This is a genomic window from Bradyrhizobium sp. LMG 9283 (assembly GCF_045571415.1).
Taxonomy (GTDB): domain Bacteria; phylum Pseudomonadota; class Alphaproteobacteria; order Rhizobiales; family Xanthobacteraceae; genus Bradyrhizobium.
The window spans coordinates 542,361-563,646 of sequence record NZ_CP120691.1 but is presented as its reverse complement, the minus strand read 5'-3'; the positions used below and the strand labels follow the sequence as shown (position 1 = coordinate 563,646).

The 21,286-nt window shown below is 61.2% G+C and carries 15 protein-coding genes and 1 pseudogene; 12 read left to right on the top strand and 4 right to left on the bottom strand.

What is annotated here, in order from left to right:
• Positions 1-80: 80 nt before the first annotated feature.
• From P6U29_RS02610 to P6U29_RS02600, 3 genes are all read left to right on the top strand, one after another.
• Positions 81-1,244 carry a hypothetical protein gene (locus P6U29_RS02610; protein ID WP_407116194.1) on the top strand — a complete coding sequence of 388 codons (1,164 nt, stop codon included), beginning with the start codon at positions 81-83 and terminating at the stop codon, positions 1,242-1,244.
• A 352-nt stretch (positions 1,245-1,596) separates the two neighbouring features.
• Positions 1,597-2,022, top strand: coding sequence for a hypothetical protein (locus P6U29_RS02605; RefSeq protein WP_407116193.1), 426 nt, complete (start codon positions 1,597-1,599; stop codon positions 2,020-2,022).
• A 289-nt stretch (positions 2,023-2,311) separates the two neighbouring features.
• Complete coding sequence (locus P6U29_RS02600) at positions 2,312-3,526, top strand: EAL domain-containing protein (RefSeq protein WP_407116192.1); 1,215 nt, start codon at positions 2,312-2,314, stop codon at positions 3,524-3,526.
• Between the two features lie 11 nt (positions 3,527-3,537).
• Here P6U29_RS02600 and P6U29_RS02595 read toward each other — a convergent pair.
• The 3 genes and pseudogenes from P6U29_RS02595 to P6U29_RS02585 all read right to left on the bottom strand — a co-directional run bounded on the left by P6U29_RS02595 (position 3,538) and on the right by P6U29_RS02585 (position 6,584).
• Positions 3,538-4,397: pseudogene (locus P6U29_RS02595) on the bottom strand (DMT family transporter).
• Between the two features lie 433 nt (positions 4,398-4,830).
• Positions 4,831-5,421: a type I restriction enzyme endonuclease domain-containing protein gene (locus tag P6U29_RS02590; RefSeq protein ID WP_407116191.1), complete on the bottom strand. Its 591-nt coding sequence runs from the start codon at positions 5,419-5,421 to the stop codon at positions 4,831-4,833.
• A gap of 305 nt (positions 5,422-5,726) precedes the next feature.
• Positions 5,727-6,584: a GNAT family N-acetyltransferase gene (locus tag P6U29_RS02585; RefSeq protein ID WP_407116190.1), complete on the bottom strand. Its 858-nt coding sequence runs from the start codon at positions 6,582-6,584 to the stop codon at positions 5,727-5,729.
• A 537-nt stretch (positions 6,585-7,121) separates the two neighbouring features.
• Here P6U29_RS02585 and P6U29_RS02580 point away from each other — a divergent pair.
• A complete protein-coding gene (locus P6U29_RS02580; RefSeq protein WP_407116189.1) occupies positions 7,122-7,742 on the top strand; it encodes a DUF6538 domain-containing protein in 621 nt (206 codons plus the stop codon).
• A gap of 1,098 nt (positions 7,743-8,840) precedes the next feature.
• Here the strand turns inward: P6U29_RS02580 and P6U29_RS02575 are convergent.
• Complete coding sequence (locus tag P6U29_RS02575) at positions 8,841-13,115, bottom strand: TIR domain-containing protein (RefSeq protein ID WP_407116188.1); 4,275 nt, start codon at positions 13,113-13,115, stop codon at positions 8,841-8,843.
• 743 nt (positions 13,116-13,858) lie between these two features.
• Between P6U29_RS02575 and P6U29_RS02570 the strand changes: the two genes are divergently transcribed.
• The 8 genes from P6U29_RS02570 to P6U29_RS02535 all read left to right on the top strand — a co-directional run bounded on the left by P6U29_RS02570 (position 13,859) and on the right by P6U29_RS02535 (position 21,216).
• On the top strand, positions 13,859-14,098 hold the full coding sequence (locus tag P6U29_RS02570; RefSeq protein WP_407116187.1) for a hypothetical protein: 240 nt from the start codon (positions 13,859-13,861) through the stop codon (positions 14,096-14,098).
• Between the two features lie 252 nt (positions 14,099-14,350).
• A complete protein-coding gene (locus tag P6U29_RS02565; RefSeq protein WP_407116186.1) occupies positions 14,351-14,938 on the top strand; it encodes a hypothetical protein in 588 nt (195 codons plus the stop codon).
• A 132-nt stretch (positions 14,939-15,070) separates the two neighbouring features.
• On the top strand, positions 15,071-16,720 hold the full coding sequence (locus P6U29_RS02560) for a hypothetical protein (RefSeq protein WP_407116185.1): 1,650 nt from the start codon (positions 15,071-15,073) through the stop codon (positions 16,718-16,720).
• Positions 16,721-16,735: 15 nt separating this feature from the next.
• Positions 16,736-17,326: a hypothetical protein gene (locus tag P6U29_RS02555; RefSeq protein ID WP_407116184.1), complete on the top strand. Its 591-nt coding sequence runs from the start codon at positions 16,736-16,738 to the stop codon at positions 17,324-17,326.
• Positions 17,327-17,858: 532 nt separating this feature from the next.
• Entirely contained in the window at positions 17,859-18,836 is a 978-nt protein-coding gene (locus P6U29_RS02550; protein ID WP_407119583.1) for an AraC family transcriptional regulator, read from the top strand.
• Positions 18,837-18,931: 95 nt separating this feature from the next.
• Positions 18,932-19,618, top strand: a complete 687-nt coding sequence (locus P6U29_RS02545; protein ID WP_407116183.1) for a nitroreductase family protein — start codon at positions 18,932-18,934, stop codon at positions 19,616-19,618.
• A 31-nt stretch (positions 19,619-19,649) separates the two neighbouring features.
• Positions 19,650-20,195: a carboxymuconolactone decarboxylase family protein gene (locus P6U29_RS02540; protein WP_407116182.1), complete on the top strand. Its 546-nt coding sequence runs from the start codon at positions 19,650-19,652 to the stop codon at positions 20,193-20,195.
• Between the two features lie 70 nt (positions 20,196-20,265).
• Positions 20,266-21,216 carry an NADP-dependent oxidoreductase gene (locus tag P6U29_RS02535; protein ID WP_407116181.1) on the top strand — a complete coding sequence of 317 codons (951 nt, stop codon included), beginning with the start codon at positions 20,266-20,268 and terminating at the stop codon, positions 21,214-21,216.
• The last annotated feature ends 70 nt before the right edge of the window (positions 21,217-21,286 follow it).

Here is a 21,286-nt window from a genome sequence, read left to right as displayed (position 1 = left end):
TGGGGAGGTTGAGAGCGCGCAAATGCCTCCACGCATTGGGCCCGCAAGCCCGCGGGACACGCTGCGAAAGATTGCGTGCCATGAACGAGATCGATCGGCTGTCGGAATTCCTGCAGAGGCTGACGCCGCTGTCGCGCAGCTGTCTGCTCAGCGAGCTCGAACGGCTCGAGCTGTGCGGCATCGACATGCCGGGTTCGGCCGACATCCAGTCCCGCCTGCGCGCCGAGTTCCGCAAGGACGGATCAACCCACGCGCGCGCCACCAACCCTTCGCGTTATTTCTTCGCGCCGCTGGAGCTGCTGCTGATCGACGGCGCGCCCGAGCATGCCAACGCGGGGCGGATCTCGCGCAACACCCTCACCCCGATCTGGGAATGGATCTGCCGCGACCTGCTGCCGACCATGGCGCGCGACTACATCAAGGCGATCAACGACCAGGTCGCGGCCAACAACCCGAAGGAAGTGCAGAAGATCGCCTCGACCTTCCAGACCAAGGTCGTCAAAGTCCTCGAGAGTTCCCTCACCTCGTCCGAGAGCGCCGAATCGGCGCGCGCCAAGCTCGCGCAATATACGGCCTCGCGCACCGCCTTCGACGACGTCTTGAAGATGCTGCAGGTGTTGCGCGCCGGCGATGCGCTACCGAAGTTCAACGAGAAGCTGCCTGAAAAGATCGCGAAGTTCGACGACGGCCACGTCGCCCAGATCACCACGCAGCTCGACGCCTTCAAGAGGGCGCATCCCCAGGCGCTGCCCTTTGCGCTGGCGCTGGTGGCGCGGCGGCTGAAGACGTCCTGGCAATTGGTGCGGCTCGCCACCAAGGCCGCTGCGAGCAAGGCCGCCGCAGATGTTGCCGCCACGCCCTATGCCTGCGTTGTTCCCATGGTCCTCGACCGGCTCGACGACAGGCGCCTCGCGCTGCGTATCGCCCTTCGGCACAACCGGGTGCTGATCGCCCGCGACCTGCTCACCGAAATCTACGAAATCGAGTATGCGCTCAAGGTCCGCATCGACGGCATCGAACATTGCGACTGGGGTGTCCGCCTCCAGCAATTGATGGACGCGATCGCAGCCCTGGTGTCCGCCGAGGTGAGCCGCTTCCCCGCCAATGTCGGCCACATCCTCGGATCGCGGCGGCTGCGCAGCCACGACACGCTCGGCAGCAAGCTGACCTATCTGGCCTGGAAGGGCCGCGACGCGATGCAGGACGGCGCGGCCGCGTTCCGCAAATTGATCGGGCAAAACTAGATCGGGGTTCGGTCGCGAAGCGACACGTTGCGCGCGGCTAACGCGGCAGGCAAAGGAAGCGATCCATAAATCGCCCTGACAGCACGAATCTGAACCACCAAGAAATCATTCGCCGCATCGACATAGCTGTAGTCCTCGACAGCCCTCCACCGGCTACGCGGACCAATAGCGCACCTGCAGCAATGCACATGTGATGTGCTTCACACGCGCGCCGTCTCATCCGGGCGCGTTGTCGCAGAACCGTCACGAGCGAAATCGAAACATGCGCGCATCGCGCGAAAATGAGTTCTTCGGCCATGCCACCACTCCTATGCTCCGATGCATCGCTTGAGCATTGGGAAGGAAATCCGCGATGAGGTCGAACCGACGGATATTGACGATGTCTGCCCTGGTGACGGTCGCGCTGGCGCTGACATCCACAACGATGGCGCAGACGGTGCCGCAGCAAGGCAATGCGGCGCCGACCGCCGACAACGCGGTGCTGCTCACCGTCTTCTTCAAGCACGACCAGTCCCGCCCGTTGAACGAGCTGAATGCGCAGCTCGACAAGCAGGGCTTCTACAAGGCGTTTCCGCCGCCCGGCGTCGAGGTCGTCAGCTGGTACGTGATGATGGGCATCGGACAGGTGATCACGCTGCGTTTGCCGGCCGGACGGCTGCGCGAGGTCAATCGCGTCATCGAGGACACCGCGTGGGGCTCTTACCGCACCGAATTCTATCCGACCTATGACTACAAGGCGATCGGCACGGCGCAACACGAAAAAGCCGCCGGCAATTAATCCTGCGGAAGCGTCATCGTTGAACCGGATGGCGATGCAACCGCGTCGCTCGTCTCAGTTCATCGGCAAGCAACGACAGTCGGACGCGCGAGGAAGATTTCGCCTGCACTGACTTGTCGTTGCCTGTGTGGTGCTCGGGTATGCGAACTCTTTTCGAAGATTCTGTCGAAAAATTAGCTCGAATTGCAGGGCTTAACGTTACTCAAATTATTCAACAACGATGTGAAGCTCTCCATATTTGAACCCACGCTCGGCGTTTAAGAAACCGTCACGGAACGGGAGTGGTGTAATGAACGATGGGATGACTGAACTCGTCGGACGAAGGCCTGTGACCTTCGGACGGCGAAAGGTGACGCCGCGCGCCTGCGTGGCCGACAGCAAGCGTCACTTGCGCGCCTTTCTCAGCGAGGTGCTCGAGGATCTCGGCTTCGTCACCTGCGAATGTGCCAGCGCCGACGAGCTGCGGACCGTGCTCGCCACCGAATTGCCGGACCTGATCCTGCTCGGTGTCGCCGCCGATGGCATCGAGCCGGGACGATTCCTCGAGATATTGGTGCGCGAGGCATTTGCCGGCAGGGTTCTCGCCGTCGGCGCCCGCGAGTCGATCATCGTCAAAGCCGTGCGGCAGGTCGGTGAGGAATATGGCCTTGCGATGCTGCCGCCGCTGACGACGCCGTTTGCCGCGGAGACGCTGCGTGAGCGTGTTGCGATGCTGCTGCCGGAGGAGCCGGCGCCGAGCCCGGCCGTGCATGTCGGCGAAGCCTTGCACGCCGGCTGGCTCGAGCTCTGGTACCAGCCCAAGATCGACGCGCGCACGCTGGTGCGCAGCGGCGCCGAGGCGTTGGTGCGGATGCGGCATCCGACCTGGGGCGTGGTGCCGCCGGCCTATTTCATCCCGGAGCCACACGATCCGCATTTTCGCGAGCTCTCGGAGTTCGTGATCGATCGCGCGGTGCAGGACTGGCACTATCTGCTGCAGCAACAAAGCCCGGTCGATCTGTCGATCAATCTTCCCGCCTCCTATCTCAGGGAGCCGCAGGCCGTGCGCGATCTCTGCCGCCGCGTGCCGACGCATCCGGCCTTCGGCGGACTGACGGTCGAGATCGAGAGCGAGGAGGCGATCCGCGAGCTCGATCTCTTGACCGAGGTCGCGCGCGAGGTCGGACTGCACAACATCGCCCTGTCGATCGACAATCTCGGCGCCGACTGGCCGGCGCTGATGGGCCTCGACAAGATTCCCTTCGTCAAGCTGAAGGCCGACCGGCAGTTCGTCACCGGCAGCGGCAATGACCGGCTCAAGCGCACGGTGTGCCGTCACATCGTCGAGCTGGCGCAGGGCTTTGGCGCGCGCGCGGTCGCGCAAGGAGTCGAGAGTCGCGCCGATCTCGTCGCGGCGAACGAGCTCGGCTTCGATCTCGTGCAGGGCTTTCTGTTCGGCAAGCCGATGCCGCTGAAGAAGTTCGCAAGAAGCGCGCTGACGCGAACGGTGATGGGGCAGGCGTGAGGCGACAGGCTTCAGGCAAACCGCCGTGCGAAGAAGACGCAGACGACGACGAGCGCGGTCGCGGCGATCATGCTCCAGGCGACCGGCTCGTGCAGCAGCAGACCCGCAAGCGCGAGACCGAAGAACGGCTGCAGCTGCTGCAACTGGCCGACGCGGGCGATGCCGCCGACGGCAAGCCCGCGGTACCAGAAGATGAAGCCGACGAACATGCTGAAGACGGAGACGTAGGCGAGCCCGATCCAGGCCGGCACACCGACGCCGCTCCAGGCGGGCGGCCACGTCAGAATTGCGAGCGCCAGCATCAACGGCAGCGAGAGCAGCAGCGCCCAGGGATCACCTGCCAGCCGCCGAGGCGGCGCGACAGTGCGGCGCCTTCCGCATAGCCGAGGCCGCACAGCACGATCGCGGCCACCATCAGGAGATCGCCGGTGAGCGAGGCCACGCCGTCGCCGGCGAGGGCAAAGCCGGCCACCGTCGCGCTGCCGAGACCAGCGAACAGCCAGAACAGCGGCCGCGGCCGCTCACCGCCGCGCAGCACGCCGAAGATCGCGGTCGACAGCGGCAACAAGCCGATGAAGACGATCGAATGCGCCGAAGTGATGTGCTGGAGCGCGAGCGCGGTCAGCAGAGGAAAGCCGACCACGACGCCGATGGCGACGATGGTGAGCGAGGCGAGATCCTGCCGTTGCGGTCGTGTCTGCCAGAGCACGGCGAGCACCGCCGCACCGATCAGCGCCGCGATGACGGCGCGCGCCGACGTCAGGAACAGCGCCGAGAAGCCACCGACGGCCACGCGCGTCGCCGGCAACGAGCCGCTGAAGATGATGACGCCGAGAAGGCCGTTGCCCCAGCCGCTGGCGGAAGAGTGCATGTTGGTCTCGCTTGGTAGATAGCGGCTGGATTTCGCCGGGAGAGCGGGGGTGCCGCGATCATGAAACCCTTGGCTTTCTGTCATGGGACAACAAAAACGCGAAAACAACCCCATGCACAGTAGACGGCAGCTGCATGATCAATGACTTACGTGGGGGTGAAAGTCTGATGAGATTTGAAGAGTGGTGCGCACCAGATGGTGGTGGGTTGATCGTCCTTGGTAGCGGGTTCGATGAGGGCGTGTCGTTTGACTCGTCGGGCAAAACAGGAGCATGATGTCATCATTGCAACTGACTGATCGGTACCGACGCTGCCAAGCCCATTAGTGCGCGCTATGGAGCGACTTGCCCTGAACAGGACCACGTACCCACGTTGCGCAAAGCCTGATTGTCGCGTCTCCGTGTGCACTCAACTAGCCGTCGCGAACCCGCCGCTCATGGCTTGCCGTCAGATATGCGCATAGACGCTATCCGCGACCAGCTTCTTTTCTTCGGGCGTGAAGGGCGGCGACGGCAGCTTGACAAAAATCTCGTCCAGAATGAGCGCCTCGACTTCACCCTTCGTCTGCTCCTTTCCCAAAACCGATCGAGTTCGGCCAAGCGGGTCTTTATCGATGAAAGCAACTCCCTGCTCGCCTGTTTGACGCGCTCGCGACTCGCCTTGTTAAGATCGTCCCTCTTCAACAGGTCGAACATGGCTAGCTCGTCGTCAGAGAGACCCTCCCGCGCCGCGCGCGCCTGTTCTTCGTCGAGGCTGTTCACAAGTTCGACCAGTCGCCTGAAGGTCTCCTCGATCGTCGCGCGGTCCTTCTCGTTGTTGTAGGCCGCGACGATAGCCTCGTACTTCAATTGATAGTCCATCCGCATCGAATTGCGTGTCAACATCTCGGCGAGCTTTTGTTCGACTACCTCAAATCCCTTTCTTATCCGCTCTCGGTGAGGGATAATGTCGAAGTCCCATTTCTTGAAATCGGCAACCTCGTTCTGAGCGTCGGCGCACCGTCTCTTGAGCGCCCAGTTCAACATCCTAGAAAAGCATGGCTATACGGCGAAGGTGGATGAGCGCGGCCGCCCCGCCGTCGAGATATTCTCGCGGAATGCCGCCCTCATATTGTTCGAGACTGAGATTCCGCAGCCAACCTCCGACGTCCACGGTGGTGACCTCCCGAAGAGATGATCTCCGAAGACAACCTGTCCAGGTGGTGCCGAATGTCCCGCTAATGATCAATTTCCGGTCCACGTTCAGGAGCTGACTATCTCGCCGCTAACGTGCTTTTCGGCTACGGCCGTGGACCGAAGCTCGGCCTGATGCCGGGGCCGAGGCTCCTTGCTCAATAGAGCACCGAGGGCAGATAAAAGCCCTTAGGCTCGTTGTAGAGGCCGGTCGTCATTAGGGTCATCTGGTGCACGAGTCGGAGGCCATTTTGCAGACACCAGCGGAATAGTTCGCTATTTCGGGTCGGCACCAAAAAGCCGCCGCCGGGAAAGCCCGGAGCAGATCCGATCAGGGCCTTCAGACCTTCGTTGCTCTCGGCGACGGCATGGGCGAAGAACGCGACATCCGTCGCATAGGCGGTGATGTGGCCGAGATGCACGACGACCCGCGCCGTTCCCGCCTTAATCGCGTCATCGAGTTCGCCGCCACGATCATGACCGTGAACCCGGTGGCATAACAAGTTGCAGGCCACGAGATCGTTAGCGCCGGCCGGACGCACGTCGTACCCCGGCAAGCTGACGCCCAGCGGAGCCCCGTTCATTTTCGAGATCGTCTCGCGGGTGTCAAAGCCGAGTTTGGCGTACAAACACAAAGAACGATTGTGAAATGCGGATTGCAGCAGCCTCACCCCGGCCGCACGCCGATCGCTCGCGCGGTCGAGCGCAGCCTGCATCAATCGGCTCCCAATCGTCGCGTTCTGTGAGGTCGGATCAACTGTGATCGGCCCGAGTCCGGCAATCGGTCCGCGTTCATCGAGAAAGTTGCTGCCGACAACCTTTCCGTCCTTTTCGGCGACAAGCGAGTAGAACCCCGGGTTGGACAGCAGCATCACCAGGACCTGCGTGGCCACCTCCACCGACGGAAAATCCCACGGGAAGTTGTGCTCGTCATCAATTGCCCTGAACGCCTCGAAGCAGATTTTTCCGCAAACGGTGGAATCCGACGGCGCGCCGGGTCGCAGCACGATGCTCATTCGTCCCTCCCCTGCGAATTGCTCTGACGCCTTATCCGACCAACAGTTCCGGGGATTTCAAGCTGCAGCTTATTGCTCTCAGGGTAAATTATCCAGAGCTTCGCTGCCGTGCGCCTCGGTCTTCTTCAGAGTACTCGAGAAGGAGTCCCTCCGAATTGTGGTCTACTCGCCGATGTCCGGGTCGGATCAAAATGAGGCTTGGCTGCCAGCGGATCGGCGCTTCGGGTGTACCCCACAAAGCTGACACGAGCTTGAGGACCCTCATCGGCAGGAACGGGCAACAAGCGGAAGGTCGTACTCCATGGCAACCGCTTCAGGATCGTGCTGGTCGACACCCTAGGGCCACACCAGAGACCTCTGGACCTTATTTCGTGCAGTAAGACCTTATTTTGTGGGGCTTTCTCGAAGCCGTTTTATTGTGGCGGAGAGGGAGGGATTCCTAACCCAGCGGCGGGATTTTGTCAGTCCGTTCAAATTGTTCCGGTCTGATAAGGGCTTACGCAGCATCCGGGTGCTACACAGGGATGCTACACAGCCATGGTCGTTCGTATGCCTGCGCCGGTCCTGCGTGACAAGAAAAGCAAATCCTATTGGCTGCGCAAGCGCGTGCCGCAGCGCTACCGCGACATCGTCGGCCGCGGCGAGGTCTGGCGCTCGCTGGAGACCGAGGACGAGCGGATCGCGACCGTTCGCTGCGCCAGCCTCTCCTTGGTGCTCGAATCCGAATGGGAGAAGCGGCTTGAGGCGCTGCGTGCGGGCCTGCCCGACCCCGTGACCCAGGACCTGCCGATGACGGCGCTCAGCCCCAGGCAAGCGGTTGGGCTTGCCGGAGAGTACTACCGCGAATACGTCGAGAAGCACGGCAACGACCCTACTTCCGCGGCCTACGAGGCGGCGCAAGTCCACAAGAAGAAATCCAAGCCGCTCATCTGGCACCCCAATTGGCAGCTGTTCGCCTATTGGGACGACATTTTGGAATTCCTCAAGCGGAAAAGATTGCGGCTCGATCCCAACAGCAAGCCCTTTTCGTGCGCGCCTTCTTCAAGGCTCGGGGCCATGCGACCGCCGACCTGGTCCGCGCCGCAAACGGTGACTTTTCACCCTCACCCCACGTTGCGAACTACCCGCCGCCCGAGCCCGAAAAACTCGACGCCCTGACCTGGTTCGACAAGTACGCCGAAGCCGCGGGTCTGGCTGCATCGACCCTGGAGCGGTGGCGGCCGGTCATCAAGGAGTTCACGGACTGGGCCAAGGATTCGAATCTCGCCAAGGTGACAAAAAAGCAGGTCATCGACTGGAAGAATGATCTGCTGCAACAAGACGTCAGGATCGGACGAGAGGTCAAAAAGCGCACGCCGCGGACTGTCAAGGACGTCCATCTCGCCGCCCTGAAAGCGGTCTGCCAGTATCTCGTCGACGAGGACAAGCTGACGATCAATCCCGTGTCCGGCGTCGTGGTTCGAAATGTCGAGACCGAAAAGGACGATGACGCGAAGGGATTTAGCGACAAGGACGCGCACACCATCCTGACCGCGACCCTGCAGAAGGGCTCGCATCTGCTTTCCACTGAAATGGCCGCGGCGCGACGGTGGATCCCCTGGATCTGCGCCTATACGGGCGCGCGGGTGAACGAGATCACGTCCCTCCTGCCGTCAGACATCGTAACAGTCCAAAGCATCCTCTGCTTCAACCTGCCCAAGGATCGCACCAAGGGCCGCAAGAAGCGCCTTGTGCCCGTCCACTCCCATCTGATCGAGCAGGGCTTCCTTGCCTACGTGGCAGAGCGCAAGAAACTTCGAAAGCCGTTGTTCTACGATCCGGGGCGATCACGTGGCGGCAAGGGTGCGCATCCTCACTACCAGAAGGTCGGCGAACGGCTGGCGGAATGGGTGAGGAACATGCCGGTCGATCACAACGTGTGGCCCAACCATGGCTGGCGGCACCGCTGGAAGTCCCAGTCACGCCACGTCGGGATGCATGCGCAGGTGGCGGATTTCATCCAGGGGCATGGCAGTGGCTCGGTGTCTGCGAAGTACGGCGCCAAATGGCCAAAGACACTGAAGAGAGCAGTCGAGATGATTCCGCGCTATCGGATTTCGGAATGCACCCCGCATTAGATTGGTAGTCTGGGCGGGAACCTCGAAATTGCCTAGGTTCGTTACCGTAAGAACCCAAGCACCGCCGAGTCGGTTCGGTTACTCGGTCCAACAATGGCAACAACAAACACTGCGTCGCAGTAAGGTCTCGCCGATGTTGTTACTGCCGCATAGCGGGTAACTTCCTGCCGGCGCGGGTATCGGCAAGCCATTGTTTCCAGGCAAGGGTATTGTAAGGCCACTTCTGCATTTCGATGCACCACGGCGGCGGCTCGGGGGGCAGGAAATACGCGTTGCGCTGCGCGGTGGTCAGGCAGCGGGGGATGCCTGTCTTTGCATGCGACACCAGCTCTTGCGTGTTTGCAAAAATCTTCCACAACCGTGCTGTCTTGTCCCCACACAGGGCGGCAATGTGCCCGCCATCGGGGCTGAACGCAGCGCTCAGCGCGTCACATTGGTGACCCTTGAGCGGCTTGCCGGTTTCGGCGTCCCACAACCGCACCGTCTTGTCGTAAGACGCGGTGACGATGCGCCTGCCGTCGGGGCTGAACGCCGCACTCCGTACCCCTCCCTCGTGGCCTACGAGCGGCTCGCCGATCGGCTTGCCGGTTTCGCCATCCCATAGCCGCGCCGTCTTGTCGTAAGACGCGGTAACGACCCGCTTGCCGTCGGGGCTGAACGCCGCGCTTCCTACCGAATCCCCGTGGCCTTTAAGCGGCTCGCCGAGGGGCTTGCCGGTTTCGCTGTCCCACAACTGGGCCGTTTTGTCCCGAGACGCCGTGACAATGCGCCTGCTGTCGGGGCTGAACACAGCGTCCGTCAGCTCATGCTCGTGGCCTTTGAGCGGCCCACCGATGGGCTCGCCGGTTTCGCCGTCCCACAGCCGCACCCTCTCAGGAGACGCGGTGGCGATGCGCTTGCCGTTGGGGCTGAACGCCGCGCTCCACACCGGATCCCCATGGCTGAGCGGCTTGCCGATCGGCTTGCCAGTTTCGCTGTCCCACAACCGCGCCGTCCTGTCCCCAGATCCGGTGACGATGCGCCTGCCGTCGGGGCTGAACGCCGCGCTCAGCACCATATCCTCGTGTCCTTCCAACGGCTCTCCGATCGGCTTGCCGGTTTCGCCGTCCCACAGCCGCGCAGTCTTGTCCCCAGACCCGGTGACGATGCGCCTGCCGTCGGGGCTGAACGCCGCGCTCAGCACCGCATCCTCGTGTCCTTCCAACGGCTCTCCGATCGGCTTGCCGGTTTCGCCGTCCCACAGCCGCGCCGTCTTGTCCCCAGAGGCGGTGAGGACGCGCTTGCCGTCGCGGCTGAATGCCGTGCTCAACACCTTAGCCTGGTGGCCTGTGAGCGTCATGCCGGCTTCGACGTCCCACAACCGCGCCGTCTTGTCGTGAGACGCGGTGACGATGCGCCTGCCGTCGGGGCTGAACGTTGCGCTTACCACATCTCCCTGGTGGCCTTTGATCAGCTCGCCGAGGGGCCTTCCCGTTTCGCCGTCCCACAACCGCACCGCTTTGTCGTCAGCTACCGTGACGATGCACTTGCCGTCGGGGCTGAACGCTGCGCCCCACACGGGATCCTCATGGCCGAGCGGCTCTCCTACCGGCCTGCCAGTTTCGCCGTCCCACAACCGCGCCGTCTTGTCAAAAGACGCAGTGACGACGCGCTTGCCGTCCGGGCTGAACGCCACGCTCCACACCGGACCATTGTGGCCGTCGAGCGGCTCACCGATCGGCTTGCCGGTTTCGCCGTCCCACAGCCGCGCCCTCCCGATAGACGCGGTGACGATGCGTCTGCCGTCGGGGCTGAACGCCGCGCTCCACACCGGATCCCCATGTCTGAGCGGCTCACCGAGAGGCTTGCCCGTTTCTCCGTCCCACAACCGCGCGGTTGTGTCGTACGACGCAGTGACGATGCGTTTGCCGTCGGGGCTAAACGCCGCGCTCCGCACCGCATGCCTGTGGCCTGTGAGTGGCTCGCCGATCGGCTTGCCGGTTTCTCCGTCCCACAACCGCGCTGTCTTGTCCTCAGACACGGTGACGATACGCCTGCCATCGGAGCTGAACGTTGCGCTCCACACCACACCCTCGTGGCCTGTGAGCGGCTCGCCGAGGGGCTTGCCGGTTTCGGCATCCCACAACCGCGCCGTCTTGTCGAAAGACCCGGTGACAATGCGCCTGCCGTCGGGGCTGAACGCCGCACTCCGCACCGCATCATCGTGGCCTTTGAGAACCAGCCGCTCACGCTGATCGTGCCAAGCCTCATCGAGCCGCCACTCGGCTTCAGGAACGTAGGGTCGAACAGGTCTGGCGGTGGGATCGGGCAGCGCTTCAAGTGCGAAGAGGACCGCTGTACCCGCGTCGCCCCCGCTTCGCAGCTGATTCGCGAGAGCCGCCAGGAACAGTGATTCCGTCTTTTGGGCCTTCTTGAGCTCGTCGTCAGCTCGCGCTCTTTCCGATTCAGCTATTTTTACGTTCTGCTCGGCTTTACGGGCCTCATGAAACGCGTAGCCTGCAAACCCCAGGGTAACCAGGAATGCCAGTGCAACGGCGAGCCGGTTCCGCCGACGTCGTTCGGCATCCTTGTCGACGCTCGCGTTGATGAATTGCCGCTCCTCTGCGGAGAGGTCTTGTGGACGCTTGACGAGCCATTCACCCGCACGAAGGAGCTTGTTGCCAGAAAGCAGCGCGCCCGATTTGTGGCTCTCCGGCGTCGCCCGCCACTCGGTGACATCCTGCTCGAGCTGGCTCTTGGCGACCAGAAATTCCCGCTCCTCCAGCAATGCGTCGTGCAGTTCGTGCCACTCGCGCAGCAGCGCCTCATGGGCGACCTCGATGATTTCGACATCCTGTCCAGCGATTTTGCGGCGATCCCTGATGAGCAGACGGCGCTCGGCGAAGCGGTCGATGAGAGGTCTTGCTTCCGCCAGGATCTCCGCGCGTGTCGCAATGCGTCGGGCGAACTGGCCGACCGGGTTCACCCTGGCGAGGTGCGGAATGAAGGCCATGCGCGCCAGCGCGAACTGAGCCTTCGCATCCTTGGGCAACTCACCCTTGGCGACACCCTCCTCAAAGGCCTCGCGGACCGTGGTTGCGATCACGCCCTTGAGGCGGCCGAGCTTCTCGTAATCCACGAGATTGAGTTCGTTGCCGGCCGCGTAGTTCTCGTAGAGATGCGCCAAGGTGAAAGCGAGAAGCGGCAGCGCGTCCTGGCCGGACACGTCCTGAAGCAGGGCATCGGTCAGCTGCGGATCGATTTTGAGCGGAGTCGGTTGGACGAGGCGCGCTGGATCTTCGATGACGGCGCGGTAGGACCCCTGCAACATCATGTCGAGCGTGAAGGTATCCTTCGGCAGGTCGGCGAGCCGCGCTTCGGTCTGCAATTGCGGGAACGAATCCGAACGCATGACCAGGATTGCGAGCGCATGCGGATCGGCTTTCAGCGCGTCAGTGAGGATCTCGATGAAACGCCTGGCCTCGTCCTGTCCGTCTTCATTGAACAGTTCCTCGCCCTGGTCCACGGCCAGAACGATGGTTGGCGGTGGCGTCGTTTCGCCGGAGAGCCCGGGCACTTGTGCGATCTCGCGTAGCGCGGCGAAAATCTTGACGAGCCCGTCCTCGGTCTTGTCGATGGAGTCTTGGATCTCGGCACGGCTGCGCGGCAGGCCGCGTTTGCGAATCCCGTCGGCAAATTGCGTATCGCTCATCACCTGCTGCAGTGCCCGTACGAGACCAAACTTACCGGAAATCACCGCCCGCTCGGGCCGGATGGTCGGTAGCGGCAACCAGGTCCGATCGTCGCGTTTGAGGCGAGGCCAAAGTCCCGCACGGAAGAAGGACGATTTGCCGGAACCCGACGCACCCAGGATGACCAGCATGCGGTCGACGCCGGCGCGGACGAGACTGCGGATCTTGTCAAGCCCGCGGACAATCTGCGCGTCGCGCCCGAAGAAGATAGCCGCGTCCCTCTCCTCAAGGAAGGCGAATCCGGGATAGGGCCGGCGTCCTACCTCGAAAGGAAAGCTCGAGGGATCGAGGCCGCCACGCCTCAGACCTTCCCGTAGCCGCGTGTAGGCGTTGGGGTCGCCGGTCAGGTCGATCCACTGCTCGTCATTGAGATCAGGTGGCACCTGGGCCTTATCAATCCCAATCAACGCGACGATAACTTTCTTGCCCATCAACCGTGCGGCATCGATCTCAGCCTTGCACCAGGGCGACGCCAGCCATTCTGCCGAGATCAGCGCCAGCACCATTTCGCAGCGTTGTGCGGCCCTCTGCAGTGCGTCCTTCCAGCGCTGGCCGGCAACAATGCCGCGCTGCGGATCGAGATCAAGGAAGACATCGTCCCAACCGTTCTTGGCGAGCCAGTCACGGACCTCGATAGCCTTGTCGTTGTTGCGGCTTGAATGACTGATGAATAGGCGTGCCATGGGTCGGTAGTCCTGTTGCGATCACTAAGTTAGCGGGACACGAAGGATACAAATCCAGCTGCATCGCTATCGGAGAGCTGCAGGTATCGAGTGCAGATGCCGGATCGGCTCGCCACGCGCCCTCGCACGGTACCGTGCTTGCCGGCGGCGTCCTCGCGCGCGCAATGACCGAACGCGACGTTAGATCGCAGTACAATGAAATCACAATCTCCAATTTTTGGGCGTGAAGCGCTTCACATTCTTTCGAGTCGGGCTATGCTATTGTGTATTCGACTGCCGTGATGATTTTCAGAGGTCGTGAGGCCACGACCGGGCGGAGAGATATTGCCTTATGCGGCGGGCGCGATCGCCACTTGTCAGAATTGACGTCGCCGCCAGCACGGCAATGCACGCGTTGCGTGCATTGAAGAATCGCATTCTCGGATTTGCCGGCAAGAGCGTTTCGGATGCATCGGGCGACCTAAGCCATTGGCCACCAAGCAGCGGATATGTATTTGCATGTGCTCGACCGTTGCATCGAATCGACTGCGGCGTCTGTCGCAGAGCGCATGCTTCTGCCGGGCGATCCTGCGCCGTCTGTCAGCGACGTTGAGCAAGTAGTCGCGCTCCCGTCATTGGTCTGCAAGTCGGCGGAGACGGTCGAGCGTTTCCTGGCATTCTGCAAGCAGCAGGCCCACGACCTCTTGCGGCCCCACGGCCGATCATCATGGCGTTAAGCATCGTGTTGAAAATTCCGCCGAACCTTGACGGGCGCAAAGATCGACGACGTGATCGCAACGACGGTCGCCGGTCTACAGTTGGCGGCCGAGCGCCAGCGGCCGACCGAGTGGCGCAAGGCCGAGCAGGCCGCGAGCCGCTTTCGTGCCTTATGTGATCACCTTGATACCGGAGCCGTGCCACGTTCTGCACCGAAGACGGACGGATATAATCAGCCTGTTGATGTTGAAAGGCTCGACGCCACGATTTTGTTGCATGCCTTCTGATAGATGTCGGACGCCTTGGAGCCTATATTTCACTGAATTTTCGGGAGGTTCGCGTGCGGACTATCCTCTTAATTCTTGGGCTATGGCTATTGATTAACGTCTTGTTTGTTGTGATCAGGATGCCGCCTCGCGGGCCACGTTACTCAATCCGAGAGCGGTCGGACCATTACGTAAATCGCTGCTCATAAAGCAGTCGGCGCACTTTAAATGCTCCTCAGGCGGGAGGAAGGCACCATAAAGCGGCAGAAGAGTATGACGACTTCGATACTTCGAGCTCTGCCCCTCGCGATTGTCGTCACCGAGAACGTCAAACGCGAGATCGAACTCGATGCGACCACGGGACGCTCGGAGCGCCAACAACTGTCTCGATTGGTTGGCGACGGGCTTGTTCGTATTGCCCAACTCGAGGGCAAGACGCTGGAGACTTTCTTCGATCTGGTGTCCGGAAGTGCTGCCCAATCTTTGAGAGATGGCGAGAGCGCTACTCTTGCATTTGCGTATGGACATTCCTGCTCGGCCGCTATTGACGAAAAGAAGGCGACACGCATCGCCGCGGCACGCTTTTCCTCTCTGCGGCTGGCAACCACCGTCGACATCCTCGCGCACCCCGATGTGGGTGCAGCCCTTGGCGACGACAAGCTGGCTGGGGCGGTGTTCGGTGCACTGACTGAAGCGCATGCAGGTACGAGAGCACCAATTCGGTTGGGTGGCAAATCTGATCGGAAGCGAGCGCATCGCGGCCTGCCCCAGTCTTCGGCGGCTCGCAGTGCGCAAGCATCGACAAAGCGACGTCACAACCTGAAGGTGACTAGTCAGGATCGCAAAACCAGACTAGTCTAAACGTGATCTGACCTTCTCGGCTCCGCTGCCGAAGTGTATAGGATTTGCGGCCACGACGTCCGTCAAAAAAAATTTTCTGATCGACCCGCATTAGAGATACGCGAAAGCAGCTTGATACTTCGGGGTTCTTACGTGCCAAAGAAGAAAAAGAAGACCGGCAACGGGTTCGCCGTCGAAATAGAGGCGATCGTTGCAGGCTTTCACAGTATCCTATTCATGCAACTGGATGCGCTTACGACGTCACAGAGCCCGACGGTCGCAACCCATGAGACCTTGCACGAGAGGATCCTCACGAGGACTCCGGACGGCGCCACTCATCTTCACCTCAAACACCTTTCTGCCAATCCAGACGTTAACAATGACATCCGCGATTGGGCTCAAAGGTGGTGCAAGGAAATCGAGTCGAACGCCGGTCTGGCTCATGAGACGGTTGCCACATATTGCACGATCAAGCAGGAAGACGTCACTTCTCAGCAGAGTGCAATCGACGCGCTCGTGCCAAGCTATCAAGTTTGGTATCGGAGTTTGGCGGATCGGATCGATCCTGTGTTTCACTCCTCATACCTGCAATATCTCATCGGATGGTTTGTTGCCGAACTGTGCTTCACGACTCCCTTTCCCGCGCGGCTCGCAGCCTCAGGCCTTGAGGCTCAACCTGATCTGGACGCTCAAGAGCAACCCAATTGGCGCTTGGGCCGCATCTTGGAGCGTCTGACGCACTCGTTATTGTCTGATCTTCTTGCAGTTCTCGAAAAGGCAACGTCCGTCTCGATCCAATCGGAGGACGCATGGCGGTCACTGCCCCTCCCCGCGAGCGTCGAACTTGATCGCCAGTTATCGCAAGTCATCCGCAACTGGGCCGTTAGCCAGGATTTCGGCATCGACACCACGCTCACTTTCGGGGACTGGCATCAAGCCGAGTTGAACGTCGTGAAGATGCTCAACGATTTGGAAGGTTTGGAAACGCCCGAACCAGATCCCGATCTTGAGGTGATCCGCATCACGGAGACGCGCCTTGGCAACCGCCAGATGGTGCGTCCGGTCGAAACCGGGAATGCGTCCAATACTGAGTTCGAGCGATTGATCGAGAGCGGCCCGGAATACCTGCTGATCTCGTCAGCAACGTTTTCCGGGGCGTTCGACGATAGGCAATGGATTGCAGCACTGGAATCCTACGACGGCGAATCGCAGGGAACGCTCGGCGGCGCGACTTTTCCAACCAGCGATCTGGAGTTCTTGCTCCGAGAACGACGAGACAGAATACGGGGCGGTCAAGACGTCAGGGCTATTTCGACAATCCTGGTGGGGATTGAGACACCAAAGGATATGGCTGAGCATTTGGAGCATTTCGCCAAGCTCATCGGTGACGCTGGCGATCCCTCGTCTGGAGGCCCCGATGGTTGGGACCACCTGTTGTTTTACCTTGCCGGCAGTTATGTCGAACTTGTTCGGCTTGTCGAAAGAACGTGGGATCACGTGGCGTTCATCGCGGTCCCGCTGTCTTTCAATGCAACCGGCGGCCTCGGAGTAGGGACCGCTCCGGGAGCCCAGCAGCCGTTTCATCTGGTCTTGCATCTGGTCCATTGCCGGGGTGGCGGCCGAGAAACACGAATGTGCCGCATCCTAAATCCGATAGCTTCCGGCTATGCGATGCGCATCGAGCATGAAATCGCCACGCGAGGCAAAGGCACCCGGATAATGCCAGACCAACTCGATGAACATTTTTACGCCTACGCAGCACGTATTGTCGGCCTTGTGACCGCGCTGTGGCCAGAATATTGAAGGGAGCAATAAGCCATGTCCGTCCGCAAGCTGGAATTTCCCAGTGAAAGCTCTTGTGCAGACCATCTTCTCAGTAGAATGCCGCAGGACTTGATCCCCAAAGACATTGCCTCTGCATTCGCACACGACCTTGCTGCGCGCTTTAAACAGCCGCCTCCCGAGGCGCCTGACGGCGCGTTCTCTATCATCGTTGAAAGATGGATCATTCGGGACGATGACCTAAAAGCATTTGAAGAGTTGGTTAGGGCAGCGACAGCCGCCGCGGGGGCGAGTTTCTTCCTCGATCACACCAAAGCGGCTGCAGCCGTGGTTGGCATCGCGGTCGCCGTGTTTTCAATCATTCGGAACGCAATTAGATCAGGCGCCGTTCTTGCAAGTGACGAAATAGCCGTCGTCTGGAAATTGAACAGCGCCCGGCCGCTGAGGCCCAGCGCTGCGGACTTGGCTTCAGCCTTGAAGGACCGCACCCGTGCCAATGGATCGGACTGGACCGAGGAGGACGCCCGGCAGGTGTTGGAGCGGCTCGAAAAATATCCCACGAAGTCAGGCTTGAAGAAATTTGCGGCAAAGGACGCTGCCGGAGGATGGGGCCTGGAGGGCGTCTGATGCCTCACCATTTAGACCCGTTCGAGTGACATAGCACGGAAATAGCCCTGGTGAGATCAGTCGCAACACACAGATCGGAGGCCAACCGGCCAAGCTCGTTCGTAATCTTCTCGCCAGACGGCTTTCACGTCGACCCGGTCGACAAACATCTCTTCAGAGCATGGTGGCGCAGGACTATCGAGACGCTGATCAGAGCAAAGAAGCTTCACGGGTCCAATCGTGGTCACGCTTTGCGGCTCGGGTCGGTTGGGACAGGGCGGCGAGCGCCAGGACAGCTTCTTCCGTTTCCATATATCCAGACTTACGGAATTATCAGGCCGGCGTCAATCCGGAACCCGGGAGCCTGCCCGATGGGCTAGCCGAAGGCGATGGCATTATTTCGAATATTCTAGCCGGTCGGGCGCCGCAGGAGCGGCTGAAGATCCCGGCTTCGACCCTGTCCCATCACATCAAGGGTCTCGTCGCCGTCGGCCTGGTGACTCAGCTTCGCGAAGGCATATGCTGCGTCGGCGATTTCACGTCTCGAGGTCTTATGTCTCAAGTCGACTGGTTGAGTCATCTCCTGCAAATCATAACCGTTACCGGCCAACTCGAGGTCCGCTGCGCCTACGGCGCACCATGGCGGATTATCTGGCCCAGGGCGGCGGCGAACGAGATCCCCTACCATGTCATAGTCATGGGCCGTGCCATTTTCGAGGACCCGGATTCGAGAACGGTGCAGGAGCTTGGGAGCGGGGATATCGTGCTGCTCCCTCACGGTTCGGCGCATACGCTGCACGACGGCAGCGGCGAAACGCCGATCAGGACGCACCAAAGCAGGGGCTCCGCAGGATGGATGTTGAGCGAGAACGATGGACCGGGTGAGCAACTCGATCTGCTGTGCGGACGATTTTTCGTCGTGCCACCCCACGATCGATTGGTCCGCAACTACCTGCCAGCAAATCTGGTCGTGCGCGCTCTGAAAAACCACGGAGACGAGGACATCGCGTCGGCATCGAGTCAACTTTCCGGACTGGTCAGCCTGATGCGAATGGAGTCCTCAGGCGACAGAGCGGGAGGACGCGCCATTCTCAACGCGCTTTCTTCGGTGTTATTCACTCTGGTTCTCCGCGCCGCAAGCGAAGCCGGAAAATCCACTGAGGGCCTATTGGCCCTTGCTGGCCATCCGAGGTTGGCACCGGCCATTGCGGCGATGTTCGCTGATCCGACGCGACCTTGGAAACTTCCCGAACTGGCCGATTTGTGCGGCATGTCACGCGCTACATTCATGCGCCAGTTTCAGGACAAGCTGGGTCGCTCCGCCCTCGACCTGTTGACCGATCTTCGCATGAGCATGGCCGCCAACGAGCTTAAGAAGCCGAGGATCAGCACGGAAGCCGTGGCGGAGACGGTCGGGTATCAATCCGTCTCGGCATTCCGGCGTGTCTTTGCGGAGAGGATGGGGATGACGCCAGGGGAATGGCGCCGACTGGCGCATAACGGCGATGAGTCTGGATCGCCGTCAGAATGATCCTTTTGGGCACCAAATTGAGCCAATAGAGGCTCGAAACGATCACATCCAGCGGTAAATTGGGCTCCGTCATCACTTGATAACGGAGCAACCCGATGAACCACACCGCGACAAGCACTGCCGCTGCCGACCCGGAAACCTCCCGTTCGCTTGCGCGGCCGCTGCCGACAAACGCCGTGATCGAAACCATTCTGAGCCGCAGTGCTGCGAAGTACTACGACTCGACCGCTACCCTGAGCGATGATCAGATCCGCGACCTGGTGCGGATCGGCACTTCAGCGCCGACATCGTTCCATTTGCAGAACTGGCGCTTCGTCGCGGTGCGCTCACCCGAAGCAAAGGCGCGGCTGCTTCCGATCGCCTGGAATCAGCCTGCAATCAGCGAAGCAGCCGTGACCTTCATCATCGTCGGCCAGTTGGCCGATGCCGGCACCGTTCCTGCGCGCCTGGCGCCGGTCGTGGAAGCCGGGATCATGCCCGCACATATGGTGCCGGAATGGGAGGGGCCTGCGCGAGGTCTGTACGACAACCATCCGCAGCGTCAGCGCGACGAGGCCGTACGCTCCGCGACCTTCGGCAGCGCAGCCATCATCTATGCAGCCCGCTCGCTGGGCCTCGGGTCGACACCGATGATCGGGTTCGATGCAGAGGCGGTGCACCGAGAGTTCGGCCTGGCCGAGCACGAGATCCCTGTCATGCTGCTGACCGTCGGGCCGGAGCGGCCCGGCAACTGGCCGCAGAAGCCGCGCCTGCCCGTGGCTGACGTCCTGCACTTCGTCTAACCAACCCTGAAATCATCCAAGGAGAAATGTCATGGCCAGAGCTGCCGCTCTGAAGCCGGAACACGTCCCGGCTGATTCGAAAGCGACCCTCGATACATTCACCAAGAACATCGGGTTCACTCCAAACATGATGGCGACCTTCGCGCAAAGCCCGATCGCGTTCAACGCATGGGCCGCTCTGCTCGGCTCGTTGAGCAAGGCGCTCGATGTCAAAACGCGCGACAGCATCGGCCTTGCGGTCTCCGAAGTGAACGGCTGCGACTACTGCCTGACGGTGCACAGCTTCACGGCGGAGCATATGGCCAAGCTGGCGGCCGAGGACATTGTTCTCGCCCGAAAGGGGCATGCCAGGGATCCAAAGCGGGATGCCGCCGTTCAGTTTGCACGCAAGACCATCGAGAGCCGTGGCCACGTCACGGACGCCGATCTGCAAGCCGTCCGCGATGCGGGTTACACGGATGCAAACATCATGGAGATCGTCGCGCTTGTGGCCATGTACTCGCTGACGAACTTCTTCAACAACGTGTTCCATCCCGACAAGGACTTCCCCGCGGTGGCACCGGCCGGCTCGATCTGAGCACGGTCCTCTCGGTTCGCAGAGCGGGAAGTTCGGAATCTGAAAAACACCACAGATAAAGGAGACGAAGATGAAAGCGATTATTGTGACGGACCAAGCTGCCGGCTTTGCCGGGATGAAGCTGGTGGACCGGCCCGACCCTCAACCAGCGATCAACGACGTTATCGTGGAGGTTCATGCATCGGGATTCGTTCCGACGGAATTGGAGTGGCCGTCGACGTGGACCGATCGGCGCGAACAGGACAGAACTCCGTCGATCCCTGGGCACGAATTTTCCGGCATCGTCACGGCTCTTGGCTACGGCACGACGGGATTGTCGGTGGGACAGCGCGTATTCGGCCTTGCCGATTGGTACCGCGATGGTTCGCTCGCTGAATATATTGCCATCGAGGCGCGCAATCTCGCGCCATTGCCGGGTGACGTCGATTTCAAGGTGGGCGCGAGCCTGCCGATCTCGGGTTTGACCGCGTGGCAAGGGCTTTTCCAGCACGGCCGTCTTCAGGCTGGCCAGAGCGTGCTTGCGCATGGTGCGGCGGGCGCGGTCGGTTCTATAGTCGTTCAACTCGCCCGAGAGGCTGGCGCCTATACCATCGGAACAGGACGTGCAGCCGACCGGCAGAAAGCGCTCGACTTCGGCGCGAATGAATTCGTCGACCTCGAGAACGACGTCCTTAAAGACGTCGGCCACGTCGATCTCGCATTCGACGTCATCGGCGGCGACATCCAGAAGCAGTCTGCAGCCCTTGTGAGAGCCGGAGGCACGCTGGTGAGTGTCGTCGGCCCGGCGCAGGCTCGGCCGCTCGACGGTTTGGCCATCGACTTCGTCGTGGAGGCCGATCGCGGTCAGCTGAATGAGATCATCCAGAGGGTGCGGGACGGAAGACTGCGGACAAACGTCGGACAGGTCTCCTCCCTCCACGACGCGGTTGCCACTTTTAACTCGGCCCAGCGACGCCAGGGCAAGACGATTATTCAGGTCCGCTCGTATGAGCTTGGGCGGGACGAGGGCTCTCCCAATTGAGCTATCGTTGCGATTCTGGATCGCGGCGAGTGTCTTGCCACGCGTCCTGGCGAAGCATCGAGGATAACTC